Below are 16,472 nucleotides of genomic sequence, written 5' to 3'. Positions count from 1 at the left end.
CTTTTCATTTGTTTAAGGGTAGAAAAGTCAATCCACACTAGGCATTTAGATTTTAATCTAATATTAAACCTAACTTATTAAGGTTCTATCTTTAAGACTTCTAATTTAAAATCTTCATACAAAGACAAGCCTTCTTTTAAAATAGATTCCAAATCTTCATAATTACTAAAAGATGGCTTTTTTATATTAGCCTTATCTCCATTGTTTAACAATCTAATAATAAAAGCCCAAGGTCCCCCCAGTGTAATTAACTCACCATTTTTACGAAGTGCCCAAATGAACTCTACTATACCATATCTTAATGAAATATTGAAAGTGAAGAGGTAATCTTCAACACTTTGGTTAAGACCATAAAATTTTTCCTTTTTATTATATTTAAAACTATAGTTTAAAGATTTAAAAATTGATAAAACTTTTTCAATAGAATGGTTTTCTAACATTTCTTCTTTATCTACAGAATAGTTCTTAGAAATGGTTCTATAAGTGTTTTCAAATTTTATGTTTTCTAATATTAGTTTTATTTCAGGAAGTAGTTTCATAATTATTCAGGTCTAAAACGGATTTCAATATCGTAATTATCTCTTGCAAAATCAATAAAATCTTGAATATTTGATAAAGATTGATTGCTAGCTGGGATTTCTAGAATTTGTTGTCCATGTAAAATTAATCCATCCAAATCAGAATATTTATTGGATCTAATAACTGTACCTGGTGCATATTTTTGATGCATTTCCCTTAAATATTTTTCAAATGTAGAAAATTGAACTTCTCCTAAATCTGTTGCTTTCCTTGAAACTATTTCTCCAGTTAGAGGATCATAGCTATCTAATCTTTTTCCATTAGATAAATATATTTCATGAAAATCATACCATTCCTCATCTAGAGCCTTTTTATTAAAATCATTTCCTCTTTTAAAGAGTGCTTTTACTTCTTGCCAAGTTAAATTTCTACCTTTAGAGATTGATATATCTTCAATAACTTCCGATGCTTCAATAATAATTTCATGGTCTAAAACCTCACCTTTCCTTAGAGCATCATCAATTAAATCTTTAGTGCCAGGGGCATAACGTTCAAGATGCTGCAACACATCTTCTGTAAGTTCTCTAACAACCCTTGTAAATGTTTTGCCTCCAGACCTTATTACAACTCTCCATACTTGAGTTCCCTTGACAACTTTAGAGATAGGTTTTACAATTTTTCCTCCAGGTATAAATCCTAAAATCATGAAGCCAGCAGTTTGTGCTTTGCTTTGCTCTACACCGTCAAAATCATTTCCATCAATTAATATTATTATATCCTCAACAGGAGTGGCATAGCGCCCAACAATTTTAACTCCGTCCCAGAAAGCTCCTAATAAAAAATCTATATCAGCACTAACATATGTTGGAGGAGGGAGTCTATATTCATACCATTTTTTATTTTGGTAACTATAAATGTAATTGTAACCATCAGTAGACACCTCGGTTGATGAAATACTATTTGAAACAGATTTATTAATTTTTCTATTTGTTGAAGATTGATAAAGAACTAATCCATTTTTAAGTAAATACATCGTTTCACCTAAATTTGGGTTATGAGTTGCTTTATATTCTAGCGAAGGACGATTAGGAAAAGTACCGCTTCTGGAATAATCCCACTGAGGAGTATTATTGTCAGGATGATTAACTATTTCAGCTTTAATGATCATTCTAACTTCATTTTCAGCTTCAATGGAATTTGAAGCTAAAGTTTCATTTAAACTCATAACTAGAGCGTCTTGCTTCATTAGCCAATTACGTTCTATTTCTGAAAGGTTCAAGCGACCTGCAATGCTTTTAGCTAATAGTTCTGCATCAGAAGGTTCAGGGTTTGTTGTGGGTGATGCAATTGGGTTGTTATAATCAACTCCTCCACCGCCACCTTCAGCAGGCTCTGTTTCATCTACATCATCGCCACCACCAGTTCCATCATCGTACCACCCACAGGATATGTCTGTTAAAACCCATTCAGATGTTCCATAATTACATCCAACAGCGCAAGTGCCATCACTGTTTATTCCGTGAAGTTCACCACCCTCGTGCCCTGTATGAGTAATGTATTCCCAAGTTTCACTACACTCATAAACAGCTCTCGTTAATTCTCCATTATTAAATATAGAAGTGTCAAAATCTATTGGAAATAATAAAGTTTTAAATGTATTTATATTATTTTCATCAAGTGATGCATATTGACTAGCTGTAAATCCGTATTGAATAATATATGCATCATATCCGTTTTCTGAATTAGAATGGAGTAAGAGGTTTTCTAATTTATCATTTGTAGGATTGTCCCTTGTTATTGGGAAACTATAAGAATGGTTCCCATTTTCTGTGTCCTCAATATATTTTATGTAATCTGTATTAATTGTAAAACCATATTTTGGATTGTAAATTTCTCTAGCTTCACTATTATTTGAGTGCTTGTATTTTTTCTTATAGTTTAACTTAGATAGTTTTTTTATTAACGGCGGATTAGATTGAATTTGTTCCTGATTTAAGCTTTTAACATTAAATCTTGAGTGCTCTTCAATAATTACTTGTTCTTTTTCACAACTAACTAGGTTAAGGAGTAATAGGGCAAATAGTGTTATTGTAATAAAACGTATATTTTTCATTGTTTTGTTGTTGGTTAATAAAAATGTGACTTATATCAACTAATTGTTGATATAAATAAATAGATTAAAAAAGGTTGATGTAGTAGGTGTTTATACTTGATAAACGAATTTTGTTTTATACAAAACGTTTGGGGGCTGGATTGGGTTGGATTGTTTTTTCATTATATTTTAGAGTTTGGATTTTAATGTTTTTAAAGCTAGAAAGAATTTTATTTTCATACAATACGTAGAACTACGTATATTTTGAATATTAAATAAAAGGGTTTTAAAAAAAACTAGAAGTGTAATTTACCTAAACTAATGTACACTCTATTAAGGAAAAACATTAAAAAACTTAATGACTTTCCTTAATTTTTGGAAAGTTTTAAAGGAAGGAGTCCATCTAGATAAATATACTACCCATATAAAACTTTAGAATAACTTGGCAAGTTGTCAAAGTCAAGTTGTCAAGTTTTTATTTGAATTTAAAGAGGGTGTCTATATTTTAAAATCAAAAAAGTCCGTTAATGAAATTTCTAATGCATAAACTAATGCTGAGATTGTAACAACGTTTGGTGTTACTCTACCTTTTTCTATTTTGTATAAATACTGTCTATCCTTACCTACTAATTCAGCAAGTTCAGTCTGAGTGAGTCCTCTTTCATTTCTTAATTCTTTAATTCTCAATCCAACTATTTTTGGAATAGATTCTTTTAATTGATTAAGTCTCTTATCAGATAATTGCGCCATGCAATAAAATTCCAATTTCAGAGATTATTTATTGTAACCTTAAAATACTACATTTTTAATTATATTTGATGGATACTAAATCTATTGTTTAACTTAAAACCTAATAAAATGAAAAATCAAATTTTAAAATCGATTCTAGGAATCGTAATGTTAAGTCTATTATTAACTGGGTGTAGTTCCGATAACTCCACAGATAATAATGACGATACAAATGATGAAATAATAGGCGTTTGGAAGCCGTTACAAGCTGTATTTATAGATTCTAGTGGCACAATGACAACAGACAATTATAGTGACTGTGAACAAACAGGAAGAACTACAATTTCAACCAATGGAAACTTTGCTCAAACAGGGTATTATCCAGTAACAACATGTGGGCTTGAATTCGATAATACTGGAGATTGGCAGATTGTTAATCAAAATATCTTAAGAATTACTTTAAATGGTCAAGTTGATAATGGAAATATAGGTGACTACTTGATAGTTGAACTAACTGCAACTACACTTAAAATAGATGCAGATACTGACCCAAATTCAATAGAATCAGAAATTTATGTTTTTCAAAAGGTAAATTAACATGAAATCAACTGACCTTGCTACTTATTTTGAAACCAAAATGCTCAAGGGTTTACAGCAGTATATCAATGATAAAAACCAATTAGGAGCATCAGTTGACACTATTGGAATAATCATGTGCTTGTTAAATTCACAACAGGAATTAAAGGGTGTGATTAAGCGAAACCAATTTGATGTATCAAAAGAAGACATGAATAAGGCTCTGAAATCAGCTTATTTAAAGGTCTATAGTGAAGTTTTCAAGCCAGTTGATGACAATACCAATTTTAAGTCTTTATTTGTTGGCACTGTACGTTTATATCATAAAGATACAGATGATTCAACACTAGATATTTTTGAAATCAAACCAATTGCAGGGAAATCCCCAGCAGCATTATTACTACACCGAGAGGAAGCAGAAGAATCAGGATTTGAATTAGATAAATCTTATTTAATCAATTGTCAAACACACCATCAATCTAATGATATAACATGCAAGCTTTATTTTGAACCTAAAAAGAAACTATCAGCAAACGAAATCATATCGGCAGTAGATAGATTAGGTAAGGTCATTATTGTGGATGTATAGATAAAACCAAATATTCCCACAGATAAATAACAGCATCTTTACAAACTTACAGGTAGGAATTACTATAGCTAGTTTTAATCATCTTACTGGTTATAGTCCTACTTGTCCTTAAAAATATATTTTCAAAATTTTTATAATTTTTTTCAGAACGTTTTTTATCGAAAGCGTGATGTAACCCACCACCAAAGCACCCTTATTTAACATTTGGGGCTTCACTCCCCCTATTGTTTAATTAAAATTTAAAAAAGATGGTCACAGTAAAAGATTATTTAAAAAGAAAAAGTAAAAAAGGAGGAGAATTTTTTGTTCTAGTTCTAAGCGGTGGAATCGAACCAGTAAAGAGCGCAGATGGTCAATTGTATTTTACTTCAAGAACATGCACAGTAGCTGCTAGTTTTGATGAAGAAATGTGTAAGGATTTAATAGGAACTAAGTTTCCAGGCAGTATTGAGAAAGTACCTTGTGAGCCATACAGCTACACAATTCCGAATACGGATAAGGTAGTAGAGCTTTCATACAAATGGGATTATGTCGATAATCCAGAAGAAGTGATGAAAGAACAATTACTGGAATCAGAAGTAGTACACTAACAACATGAGCTTCTAGGGAAACCTAGAGGCTTTTTTTTATGTCTGTAGTTTTCAACAGATGAATTAAATACTTGCCTCTATCAATAAACCCCTAAAATGAGTGATTATAACATCAAAAATTATACATCTACATAGTATATCATAGCACTTTTATACAAAATCAAGTACAACCTATAATTAATTCAATTAACCCATGAATGCAAAACAACTTTTAAAAACACTTCAATTCAGCTCGCCACGAGTGATATACATCATTAATTTCCAAAATAAACTAAAAGCATTGAGGACACCTTTCAAAGTGAGAGTTATTAAGCCTGTAAATGATTTTACACTTGGTCAAGAACTTACTGTCGATAGAATATGGAATACCGATAAGTTAGTGACCGTGTTTGAAATCAAAAATGAATTCTACCAGTACCATTATTTCGATATCGTTTTAGAGAAATAAATGACTTGTAAACCCAAATTTTAAAAAGGAACAAGTATGATTTGTAAGCTTTTTTCATTATAGATTATAATAATTATTGTGAGAAAATACATAGCAAAAAACTTGCTTTGAGAGCTTATATTCACTATCTTTATGTAAATGCGGTTTGAAATGAAGAGGAAGAATGACAGTGATAAATCAAAGCAACTACACATATAAGTTATTTGGACACAAACAAGTTTCTATTCAGTTCAAATAATAACCACCGTACATATTAAACTAAAGGATTCCAGTGAGGTTATTACTGGAACAATATGAACGCATGTACAATGCATGCAAACGAAGATGATTAAAAGAATGAAAAAAGTAAAGATTCATGATGCTATCATGGGCAGTGGAAAAACCACCAAGGCCATAGCAAATATGAAAAAGAACAAGGGGAGTTTTTTATATGTGACCCCATTTTTAAATGAAGTAGAACGGATTTTAGAGAATGTACCAAACACGTTCCAACCTAAAGTAACAAATGTTAAGAACCATTTGGGCGAATGGGAAATATTGCACAAGAGAAATAACCTTTTAACTATGGCTAATAACGGCAAGAACATAGTAACAACGCATAGTTTGTTTTCCAAATTACAACGCAGTGACTATAGTTTCTTTAAAGATTATGATTTGATATTAGATGAAGTTTTAACGCCTATTGAGGTTATTAAAATAAGTGCTGATGACATTAAAATAGCCTTTAAACAAGGGTTATTGGTAAAGAATGATAAAACAGGAGAAGTGACCTATACAGGTGATGATTACAAAGGGTTTTATTCAGCATTAAAGCCATATTGTGATACTGCCAATGTTGTACATGTCAATGACAGACTATTAGTATGGGCATTCCCACCTGAAATATTCCAAAGTTTTAAATCTGTAACAGTATTAACCTATTTGTTCGAGGGGAGTTTATTGGCAAGTTATTTTAAGTATTATAAAATACCATATGAATTAGAAAAGCATTCTGACCAAGATGAAGCGATAATGAAATTCAAGATTTCCAAACTATTGAATATCTATGAAGGGTTAAGTAATAAATGGGGTGACCACCATTCAGCATTTTGTGTGAGTTGGTTGCGCAATAAAACCTCAAAGGAATTTAAGCAGATAAAGGACACGGTATCTAACATACTTCAAAGGAACTTTGCAGCAACATCAAACGATACGGCATTTACAACTTTTAAAAAGTTTGAAAGTAAATTAAAAGGCAAAGGCTATTCCAGAGGTTTTGTTCCAGTTAATGAACGAGCAACCAATAAATATGCCCATAAAGGAACTATGATATATCTAGCCAATAGGTTTTTAGACCCAAATATTATTGATTTCTTTAGAAGCGGTAATGTTAAAGTGGATGAGAATAATTGGGCTTTAGCTGAACTTTTGCAATGGATATGGAGAGGAGCTATACGTAACCATGAAGAAATGAATCTTTTTATACCTAGTAAACGGATGCGTACTTTATTATCGGAATGGTTAAATGACACCGATTATAAGTCATTAAGTATGGCAGCATAAAATTGAATTAAAACTAAGTGATGAAAAACAACTTCATCATTTTAATTTCAATCCCTTTATTCATAAGGGTTTCAAGAGGTACTCCGTAAAGGAAAAAACAAATAATTAAATGATAAAAGGATGGCCTAAAAAGCTGTCCTTTTTATTTATCTATAGGAACATTCAATTAAAAATCTAACTTAAAACTAAACCATGACCGAAACCATATCAGAAATAGAATTAAAATACAGTCCAACTACAACCAAACAAGATCGTCCTAAGATAATAAATAGCCAATCTGCTTATAAAGTATTACTTGATAATTGGGATAAGGACACAATAGAGCTTTATGAAGAATTTAAAGTATTATTACTTAACAGGGCTAATGAAGTGTTAGGTATTTATACAGTTTCCAAAGGAGGACTACATGCCACTATGGTTGATTTAAAATTGTTGTTTGCAGTCATACTAAAATCAGCATCAAGTAATGTCATATTGGTACATAATCACCCAAGTGGAAACCTTAAGCCTAGTCAAGCAGATAAACAACTATACAATAAGATTAAAAAAGTAGCAGATTATTTAGATGTCACCATTTTGGATAATATGATTATTTCTAAAGAGGACTATTGTAGTTTTGTAGATGGAGGTTATTAGTTTGCGAGTGCTATAATTATATCTGAGGAATATTTAACCTAATAGGGTTAATATAAGGTTGGTGTTGAGCTTGGGTTGTTGTGAAAGGTGTATTAATGCTAGATAGTTTTGAAAATATTGCGGTCTTGGTCAGACCTCAAGAGTGGTTTAATAATTGCAGTGCGTTAAGTACTAAATTTCACTTTAAACCATTATATTTATAGTCTCTCTCCTAAGCAACTTTTTATTTTTAAAGAACGTCTTGTAAATCTTATATTTACAGTATAAACTTACAAATAATTATAACAAATAGATTCCAAATATGAGTAGAATTATAAACCGCTGGTATATAGGTCTAATTTTTATCCCAGTTATTATAACTTATAGCACTAACTACTTCAAACTACCTGATATATTAGCTAATTGGAAAGACTCTCTAATTGCAACACTAACTATTATTATCAGTATTTTAGTATATGAACTTTACCGTTTGAATAAAAAACACTTGTTATTAAAGCTAGAGCCAAACAAAAGAGACCAGAAGGTAATTAAAAAGTTACTTAATTATTTAGATTTAGACTCCTTTCAAGAAGATATCTACAAGCAAGACGCTTGGTATGGATATAAAGATGAAGCTATTTATAAAACCACAAAATTTTATGATAAAGTTAGGCTGATTAAGAATAAAATATCAGACCCAAAATTAAACGTTTTGCTTAATAGCTTTACAAACGAACTAAAGAGTTTCCATGAATATAGTTCAATGAGACTATCTGGAGATAGAGGTTACTTAAAACCATTCAAAGATACAGTTAAGCAAAAAGAAAATGCTAAACAACAAACTGCCAAAATGAATAAAATGACTAAATCATGCTTTGAAAAATTAGATGAGCTAATAAAATACCTCATTGAAAATAAATATCTTTAAATAAATGAAAAAGCCACTTAATAAAAAGACATCTATTCTCTTGTTAATAGGAATAATTCTTATGCTTATAACAAGTGTGTATATGTTTACAAGACCAGCAATTTGGAATGGATTTGATTTTACCCAGACAGGTCAAATTGGTGACACAATTGGTGGCATTACTGCTCCAATAATAAATTTGCTTGGTGCTATTTTAGTGTATTTGTCATTTCAAGCTCAAATAAAAGCGAATAGAATACAATTTGAACTACTAAATCAAGATATTATAAATCAAGGCTTATCTAGTAATTTTAAAGTAGCTCTTGAACTGTTTAAAGAATTAAAATTAGATTTATTAAACCTAAATTTTGGTCATGCTAAAGGTCAAGGAGCTTTAAACGCATATGCAAATGCAATTAAAGATAATTGGAGTAAGACCCAAATTGTGCACCATATAAATGAGCCTATCTATCAAAATTGGAAGTTTATTATGGCAGAATATGATTTATTAATCACGCATTTATCTTCAGACAATTTCATTCAGGAAGAAAAAGAAAAGATTCTAATATTAGTAAAGAATTATTATTCAACACAACTAGATTATGGCACTAATAGAATAACTAAAGCATTAATAAAGCATGGTATAGAAAATGATATAGTTGCTATATTCATTAAATTTAAAGATTTCCACTCAGTTGATTAATTATATTATTTTTAGCTCAACGGATGAATCCTCTTTACAATACTTTATGACTTTAAAAAAAACAAAATGTATAATGCATATAGAATCTAAGATATTAAAGCTATTAATTCCTTATTTAGGAACTACATTAATTGTTTGTGGATATATAAAGTTGTCACTGGTTTACAATCATTTTAATATAGAAATTTATAATTACCTTGAGTTTTCAGAAATAATAACTCTTTTTATGCCAGACATTGTTAGGAATAGTATAATTCTGTTTGGCTCTCTTTTCATAGCATATCTGGTGATAACCTCTGGTAGAATGGAAAAAAACGCAGAAATGAATATGAAGATAATTGATGAAAAAAGATTTTTTAAGAGATTAAAATTAATAATTAAGCATCATAATTTTTTGGCATATTGGGTTTATACTATTATAGTATTTAGTATAGTTGAAGCATTTAGAAATCCAGATAATCTGTTACCTTATATTCTAAATAATCTAATTATACCTTCCTTGTTTTTGTTTAATATTTTAGAGTTTGAATTTAGAAGAAAGTATAAACTTATAAATGGTAACAATATAAGCTCTTCATACACTAATTTGTCATACGTCATTTTTTTATTCTTTTTATATACTGTTCAGTCATCTTTCACTGAAATTAAGGAGATTAACAAAGAAAAGAAAATGGTTGAGTTTATTTATAATAAGGAAAGCATTAAATCTGATAGCCAAAATAAATATATAGGGCAGACAAGGAATTATATTTTCCTTGTAGATGAATGCTTAGAAAAGGCTCATGTCTATGATAAAAAAATGGTTTCCAACCTAATTATTACACAAATGAAGTAAGGTTATTTGTTTCTACCGTCCAGACCGCAAGATTGTTAAAAGCCTTAACCTAGTTGAGGCTTTTTTTTAGCAACAAAGATTAGTTGTGTTGTGACACAGAAATGTGTCAAGTAGTCTGGAAACAGACCTTTGAGAAGCTTTTCCTTTATTGGAGAGGCTTTTTTGTTTTTAGTGAGTGTAAAATACAAGTGATTTAAGCTTTTAACTATCTAATTTACAATACCATAGTTATTTTTCTTATTTTAGTTATTGGCTAACTTAATAAAATACTAACTAAAACTAATTATTATGTCAAACAACAAGGTTTTATTAGCAGGCTTGGTTGGAGCGGTTATCGCTTTTTTACTGGGTTTTATTGTTTACGGAAATGTATTAACTGACTTTTTTGTGGAAAATTCTGGATCAGCAAGTGGAGTTATGAGAGGTGATGATGAAATGCAATGGGTTCCAATGATTTTAGGACACATAACATGGGGATTACTTTTTGCAATTATTTATGGGCGATGGGCAAACATTTCGACCTTCACAAGTGGAGCTAAAACAGGAGCTCTATTAGGCTTTTTAATTGGAGCTTCTTTCGATTTAATTCAGTTAGGTTCTACACACATTCCAAATTTAACCGGAGTTATTGTAGATATTATTGTAATGACAATTATTTCGGCTATCGTTGGTGGAGTTGTTGGATGGTTCTTAGGAAGAAAGAAAGAAGCTTAAGCTTAAAATGTCGATCAAAATAATATCATATTGAGGCTTTACTAGCATAATAAAAAGAGCTTTTCCTTTATTGGAGAGGCTTTTTTTGTTTTATGTCGTCCTTTTTAAGGTGAAAACAAATTTGTTAATCTAACTAATTTACTGTAATAATAAGGTAAAATTTAAGTTTGTAAAATTCTAATAGGGGTAATAAGTTTGGTTATTTTTTACAACTTAAGATTACTGTTTGCTTTCACTATTACTTTCAAATAATAATACCATTTGAGATCAGAGAATAGGATGGTTAAGTATTTAAAGCTATATAGTTGTGAACCAAATCAAAAATATAGCCATACACAGCATATTTTAAAAATACTGTAACACTTCTTTGTTTTTTGTAATCTTTAAAGTGTAAAAATTATTAAACAAAATATGATGAAAACAACAACTCTAACATTATTTCTAACCTTAATTGCTAATATCTCTTTATCGCAAAATGCTATACTTCTTGAGAATGTAAATATTGTTAATCTAGAAAAAAAGCGGATTGATAAAAATAAGTCAATTTTAGTGGTTGATAATAAAATTGTAGATGTATCAAAAACAAAAAGGACATTATTAAAAAAATTTGATGGAAAAATCATTGACTGTAAGGGTTCTTATGCCATTCCTTCTTTAGTTGATATGCATCACCACATGACAATGGGGGATTTTAATTTTAGTGGAGGAGGTAGTACGAAAAAACAATTGGAGGTTCTTGAACAGTTAGTTTTATATGGCGTTCAAGCTATTCTCAACCCAAATAATCCAATAGGGGTTAGTTCTGAAGTTATTGAAAAAGTTAAAGATAAAGCCAATAAATACCCTTTTACATATTTTACGGGTCCTTCGATAGCTCCTAAGAATGGTGGTTGGGGAAGTTATTATGTTGAAAATAATACAGAGGTAATTAAAATAATAGATTCACTTCATAGTTTAAAATTTAGACATGTTAAGTTTACTTACGATGATATGTCTTGGTTAGGTGGTGAACACCCTATATTCGATAAAGAATTAATGAAATTTTTAATTAACTATGCTCATAGTAAAGATATGAAAGTTTTAGTGCATGTAGCCGATTTAGAAAAGGCTAAAACAGTTTTAAGATTAGGAGTAGACGGGTTAGTGCATGGTATTGTAACTGAGAAAGTAGATGATGAATTTTTAAAACTAATGCAAAAAAATAATGCTATTTATATACCTACAGCAACAATATACGAAACAAGTTTTAATTTTCAAAAATCAGTAAAAAGGCAATTTAAGTTTGATGTTTGGAATAGTTATACTGAAAAATATGAGGATTCTTTAACCAATGATGCGTCAAATAAACAATGGAATACCTGGTGGCCAAAAGCAGAATCATTGAAGTATCAATTAGAAAATCTTTATTTTAATACTAAAAAAGTACAAGAAAGTGGTAACATTTTAATTACTGGGACTGATGCTGGTACCCCTGGAGTTATTACGGGAGTTTCAATATATAATGAATTATCTTTAACCCAAAAAGCTGGAGTTGACACTTTTGAAATTTTAAAAGCAACTATCAAAAATCCTTTAGAATTTTTAGGACTTTATAAATACACAGGAGAATTGAAGAAGAATAAATTAGCTAATTTAATTATTATGAAAAAGAACCCGATAGATGATATTGACAATATAAATAGCTCATGGCTAATTTTATATAAAGGAAAGATTGTTTCTAAAAAATAAAAAAGATATAAGGATTATAATAAGCTCTAGCTAAGTTGAACTTTTTTAGCAACAAAAATTAGTTGTGTTGTGACACAGAGATGTTTCAAGTAGTCTGGAAACAGACCTTTGAGAAGCTTTTCCTTTATTGGAGAGGCTTTTTTATTTTTGTAGGAATTTTTGTATTATTGTCTTGAAAAACCCTTAAATGTTTTATAAATAAATAAAAATGAAAAACTCTTACCTACTACTTATTTTATTTCTATTCCTTTTTAATTGTTCAACAAAAGATGATACCAATAATCCAACTGAGACACCCGATGAGGTTAATCCTAATTTTAGCACGATGAAGGTAATTGATGGGAAAGAATTCTGGAAATTAATAAAAACTACTGATGGTGGCTATATTGGCATAGTTCATTCTGGTAACTATGAAATAATAAAACTTGATTCAAATTTTAACATAACATGGGACAAAGAATATGGTGGTTCAGAGAGTGACTATGCAGAGTCAATTATCCAAACTAATGATGGAGGTTATTTAATTATTGGTTGGACAACTTCTTCAGATGGTGATGTCTCTAATAATTATGGTGATTATGATATTTGGGTTATAAAAACAGATAGTAATGGAAATTTAATTTGGGAAAAAAATTATGGAGGAAGTAAAGCAGAATCTTTAAGAGGGGAGCATCTAATAAAGCAAACTAATGATGGAGGTTTTGTTTTTGTTGGTTCTACTGAGTCTGATGATAATGATGTTTCTAATAGTTATGGTGATCATGATATTTGGTTTGTTAAAATTTCTTCAACTGGAGATATTGAATTTGAAAAAAACTTTGGTGGAAGTGAAGGAGACTATGGTCGTGAAGTTTTGATTACACAAGGAGGCTATTCACTATTATGTAAGGTAAATTCATTAGATGGAGACTTCAATAAGGTGGATAACTGGATTGTTAACTTAAATCAATTAGGAGAACTTAATTGGAAGTTGAATTTGAATTCTACTAATTCAGGTGCGATAAACACACTATCCAATGGTAGATTAGTTTCAGTTAGTACAAGTTTGTTTGATTATAGTATATTAACAATTGATGGAGATGGAAATGTAGTTAACGATAAAACCATTGGTTTAAATGGAGTTAGCACAAAGCAACCATTTGCAAACAAAGTTTTAGAAACAGAAGATAAAGGTTTATTAATAATTGGAGATTTAGGAAATGGGAATAATCAAGATGCGGTTATTTTTAGAACAAACTCTGATCTTATAAAAATTTATCATAAAGTTTATAATGGCAATTATTTTGATAAATCTAGATCTGTTTTTTCTATTTCATCAGATGAATATATTTATCAGTTTATCACCAACTCTAATGATATTGAAGGAGTAAATTACTCCTCATTTGGAGCTTCAGTAATTGTTGGACTAGAAGAGATGTAGATTGATTTTTTTTGCTAATTATAGAAGCTTTTCCTTATAGCCTGCCCTGAACAGTGTTGAAAGGGAGAGGCTTTTTTGGTTTTATAGCATTTAGTATTCTTTAATTAAATGCCAATTTGCCAAGTGTATTCCTTTAAAAACATACCATAAGGTGTATCTAAAACATACTTAGGGACACCATTAACCAAAAATATAAAATCATGAATAATAAGAAATCAATATACTTTTCTATTTAGATTTAGATAAGAGGAAAGTATAGGGTAAAGGAAAATGAAGAGGTTGAAAAGCTAAGCGATTTTTTATATAAAAACATAAAACCACAACATTCTGGTTGTGGTTTTTAGCTGTTATTTTATTAATTTTTTTCAGAGACACCTAGTTTTAGTTTATAGCGGTACATTTTGCCAAATAAATCTTCTTCTTTTAGAAGTTCTCTATCTTTTTTTGAAATCCAGAAATGTTGATAACCGCCTCCATATTTTTTTGGTACAGGAAATTCTAATACCCAGCAATCTATTTTTTTACCTAATGAATTTGTAAGATAATCACTGCCAATAACTGTATAATAAACTTCCATTGATTCCGAAGGAGGGTCATAAAAATTTATTTTAAAAACTCGATTTTCTTTAAAAGGGAGAAGAGGAAAAATCACCAAATCAGAATGCCAATTAAGGTTATAATTTTTAAATGAGTTAATAAAATTTTCTTGTGTTTTTGTTTTAGTAGAATCGGCAACTTTACTTTTGAAGTTTATCTTTTTATTTACAAAATCGTATGAAATGTGTGACTTATTGCCTTTCCAAAAATATTCATGGTAAAGAGTTGATAAATCTGAATGTTTTAAGATGGTATTGGCAGTGTGTATTACGGTATCTCTTTCCCATGATTGCTCTATAGTAATGGCTTTTTTACCATTATGGATTTTATCTTTAATGTTAATTTCAACTATTTGAATATTTTTAGATGGTGCTTGTAATGAGTCTTTAAAATATACTATATAACTATGCCTGCCTTTTTTTATAAATTCAGTTTTTAGGTTGCTGCCCGAAATAGTTATAGTATCTTTTATTTGTGCAGACACATTGTTACTTGAAATAATAAATAATAGGATTAAATATAGTTTCTTCATGATATTTTTTGTTGAGTAGTACATACTATTAATTTTTGTACAAAAAAAACAGATGAACACCTCGTTAAAAAATTTATTCTACTTTCAAACTCACTTAATAGATAACTTCATTATATAGATTAAAACGTATCACTTATCTATTTATCAGGTCGAGCTGTAGATTAATGTTTTCCATTGTGTTTTAAGGTTTTTAATTTGTCGTGTTATATAAATAATATCATTTTTATCTATGAAATATTTACACACTATATTGTTTTTTATTGGGTTTTTCCTTTGTATCACAAACTCATACAGTCAATCAAAACCAACAATATTGGGCAAAGGCATCATATCAAGAGGAGCTATGGAGTTTAATGCTACTTTAACAAAAAATAATGATGTGTTATTTTTTACAATAGGAAACCCTATGTGGTCTAGTCTTGCAATTTGTTATTCAGAAAAAGAAGCAGGAGAATGGAACAAACCTAAACTGCTTCCTTTTTCAGGAAAGTATTTAGATGCAGATCCTTTTCTTTTTAATGAGAATCAGTTGTTTTTTATTTCCGATAGACCTACAGAATCTAATTTAGAGTATAAGAAATGGGATTATAATATTTGGTATTCTACACTAATAAATAATGAATGGAGTAAACCAATATACTTAGAAGGTTCATTTAATGACCTTGGAATGCTTTTGTACCCATCTTTAAGCAAGAACAAGAATCTTTATTTCACGGCAAAGGGAGAAAATAAAAATGCTTTGTATGTGTCAAAATGGAATGAAAAAGAAAGTGAATATTCTGCACCAAAAAAATTATCTTTTATTAATGATGATATTAACTATTTAGACGCTGTCGTATCTAAAGATGAATCTTTTATTATTTTCACTGCTAATATGGAAGGAGGGTTTGGTGGTAATGACCTTTGGATTAGTTTTAAAGAAGAAGACATTTGGGGACAGCCAATAAATCTTGGCGCTAAAATTAACTCATCAGGGAATGATGGTCAACCTGGATTATCTCCAGATGGAAAAGTATTGTATTATTCTTATGGAGGTAGCTTAAATTCACAACCTTTAGTTTATGATACTTATAAAGATTTATATCGTTCTTTAACATCTGCTCAAAATGGTTTTCTAGATATATACCATATAGAAATTAATATTGAGAGGTATAAAGCCTTAAAAAACAATACTAAATCTTAATGCTTATTTGAAGTTTAAAAGAGATAACCAATTTAATCGATATAGCAATCAACATATCATGGTGGTCAGAAAAACTTTGAGAGAATTATTGCACAGCATTAATAGTATAAACAAGGAATAAAAGAGTTAAGAATAGATAAGATGATTAATAAG

Annotated in this window: 17 protein-coding genes; 13 read left to right on the top strand and 4 right to left on the bottom strand. The window is 29.7% G+C overall.

What is annotated here, in order from left to right; all coding sequences use genetic code 11:
• Window positions 1-77 precede the first annotated feature (77 nt).
• The 3 genes from E5167_RS01395 to E5167_RS01385 all read right to left on the bottom strand — a co-directional run bounded on the left by E5167_RS01395 (window position 78) and on the right by E5167_RS01385 (window position 3,361).
• The gene (locus E5167_RS01395) at window positions 78-539 is read right to left on the bottom strand and encodes a hypothetical protein (RefSeq protein WP_136840273.1); all 462 of its coding nucleotides are present in this window, start codon (window positions 537-539) and stop codon (window positions 78-80) included.
• Between the two features lie 2 nt (window positions 540-541).
• Window positions 542-2,632: a hypothetical protein gene (locus tag E5167_RS01390; protein ID WP_136840271.1), complete on the bottom strand. Its 2,091-nt coding sequence runs from the start codon at window positions 2,630-2,632 to the stop codon at window positions 542-544.
• Between the two features lie 477 nt (window positions 2,633-3,109).
• A complete protein-coding gene (locus E5167_RS01385; RefSeq protein WP_136840269.1) occupies window positions 3,110-3,361 on the bottom strand; it encodes a helix-turn-helix transcriptional regulator in 252 nt (83 codons plus the stop codon).
• Window positions 3,362-3,469: 108 nt separating this feature from the next.
• Here E5167_RS01385 and E5167_RS01380 point away from each other — a divergent pair, with 108 nt between their 5' ends.
• The 12 genes from E5167_RS01380 (at window position 3,470) to E5167_RS01325 (ending at window position 14,007) form a co-directional block, all read left to right on the top strand.
• The gene (locus E5167_RS01380) at window positions 3,470-3,937 is read left to right on the top strand and encodes a lipocalin family protein (RefSeq protein WP_136840267.1); all 468 of its coding nucleotides are present in this window, start codon (window positions 3,470-3,472) and stop codon (window positions 3,935-3,937) included.
• Window position 3,938: 1 nt separating this feature from the next.
• Window positions 3,939-4,505, top strand: a complete 567-nt coding sequence (locus E5167_RS01375) for a hypothetical protein (RefSeq protein ID WP_136840265.1) — start codon at window positions 3,939-3,941, stop codon at window positions 4,503-4,505.
• Between the two features lie 248 nt (window positions 4,506-4,753).
• Window positions 4,754-5,095 (top strand): hypothetical protein, encoded by a 342-nt coding sequence (locus E5167_RS01370; RefSeq protein WP_136840264.1) that lies wholly within the window; start codon window positions 4,754-4,756, stop codon window positions 5,093-5,095.
• 193 nt (window positions 5,096-5,288) lie between these two features.
• Window positions 5,289-5,543, top strand: a complete 255-nt coding sequence (locus tag E5167_RS01365) for a hypothetical protein (protein WP_136840261.1) — start codon at window positions 5,289-5,291, stop codon at window positions 5,541-5,543.
• Window positions 5,544-5,879: 336 nt separating this feature from the next.
• The gene (locus E5167_RS01360) at window positions 5,880-7,085 is read left to right on the top strand and encodes a DEAD/DEAH box helicase family protein (protein ID WP_136840259.1); all 1,206 of its coding nucleotides are present in this window, start codon (window positions 5,880-5,882) and stop codon (window positions 7,083-7,085) included.
• Between the two features lie 192 nt (window positions 7,086-7,277).
• Entirely contained in the window at window positions 7,278-7,721 is a 444-nt protein-coding gene (locus E5167_RS01355) for a JAB domain-containing protein (RefSeq protein WP_136840258.1), read from the top strand.
• A 301-nt stretch (window positions 7,722-8,022) separates the two neighbouring features.
• Window positions 8,023-8,628, top strand: a complete 606-nt coding sequence (locus tag E5167_RS01350; protein ID WP_136840256.1) for a hypothetical protein — start codon at window positions 8,023-8,025, stop codon at window positions 8,626-8,628.
• A 4-nt stretch (window positions 8,629-8,632) separates the two neighbouring features.
• On the top strand, window positions 8,633-9,310 hold the full coding sequence (locus E5167_RS01345) for a hypothetical protein (RefSeq protein ID WP_136840254.1): 678 nt from the start codon (window positions 8,633-8,635) through the stop codon (window positions 9,308-9,310).
• A 46-nt stretch (window positions 9,311-9,356) separates the two neighbouring features.
• Window positions 9,357-10,145, top strand: a complete 789-nt coding sequence (locus E5167_RS01340) for a hypothetical protein (protein ID WP_136840252.1) — start codon at window positions 9,357-9,359, stop codon at window positions 10,143-10,145.
• Window positions 10,146-10,433: 288 nt separating this feature from the next.
• Window positions 10,434-10,859 carry a hypothetical protein gene (locus E5167_RS01335; RefSeq protein WP_136840250.1) on the top strand — a complete coding sequence of 142 codons (426 nt, stop codon included), beginning with the start codon at window positions 10,434-10,436 and terminating at the stop codon, window positions 10,857-10,859.
• 414 nt (window positions 10,860-11,273) lie between these two features.
• Window positions 11,274-12,587, top strand: a complete 1,314-nt coding sequence (locus E5167_RS01330; RefSeq protein ID WP_169301353.1) for an amidohydrolase family protein — start codon at window positions 11,274-11,276, stop codon at window positions 12,585-12,587.
• Window positions 12,588-12,795: 208 nt separating this feature from the next.
• Window positions 12,796-14,007 carry a hypothetical protein gene (locus E5167_RS01325; protein WP_136840246.1) on the top strand — a complete coding sequence of 404 codons (1,212 nt, stop codon included), beginning with the start codon at window positions 12,796-12,798 and terminating at the stop codon, window positions 14,005-14,007.
• A gap of 355 nt (window positions 14,008-14,362) precedes the next feature.
• Here E5167_RS01325 and E5167_RS01320 read toward each other — a convergent pair whose 3' ends face one another.
• On the bottom strand, window positions 14,363-15,136 hold the full coding sequence (locus E5167_RS01320) for a hypothetical protein (protein WP_136840244.1): 774 nt from the start codon (window positions 15,134-15,136) through the stop codon (window positions 14,363-14,365).
• A 229-nt stretch (window positions 15,137-15,365) separates the two neighbouring features.
• Here E5167_RS01320 and E5167_RS01315 point away from each other — a divergent pair, with 229 nt between their 5' ends.
• The gene (locus E5167_RS01315; RefSeq protein WP_136840242.1) at window positions 15,366-16,319 is read left to right on the top strand and encodes a TolB-like translocation protein; all 954 of its coding nucleotides are present in this window, start codon (window positions 15,366-15,368) and stop codon (window positions 16,317-16,319) included.
• Window positions 16,320-16,472 lie beyond the last annotated feature (153 nt).

The organism is Pontimicrobium aquaticum (assembly GCF_005047595.1).
In the GTDB taxonomy this organism is placed as follows: Bacteria; Bacteroidota; Bacteroidia; order Flavobacteriales; family Flavobacteriaceae; genus Pontimicrobium; species Pontimicrobium aquaticum.
Note: the sequence above shows the minus strand (reverse complement) of the source record. Positions and strands in the feature narration are given on the sequence as shown.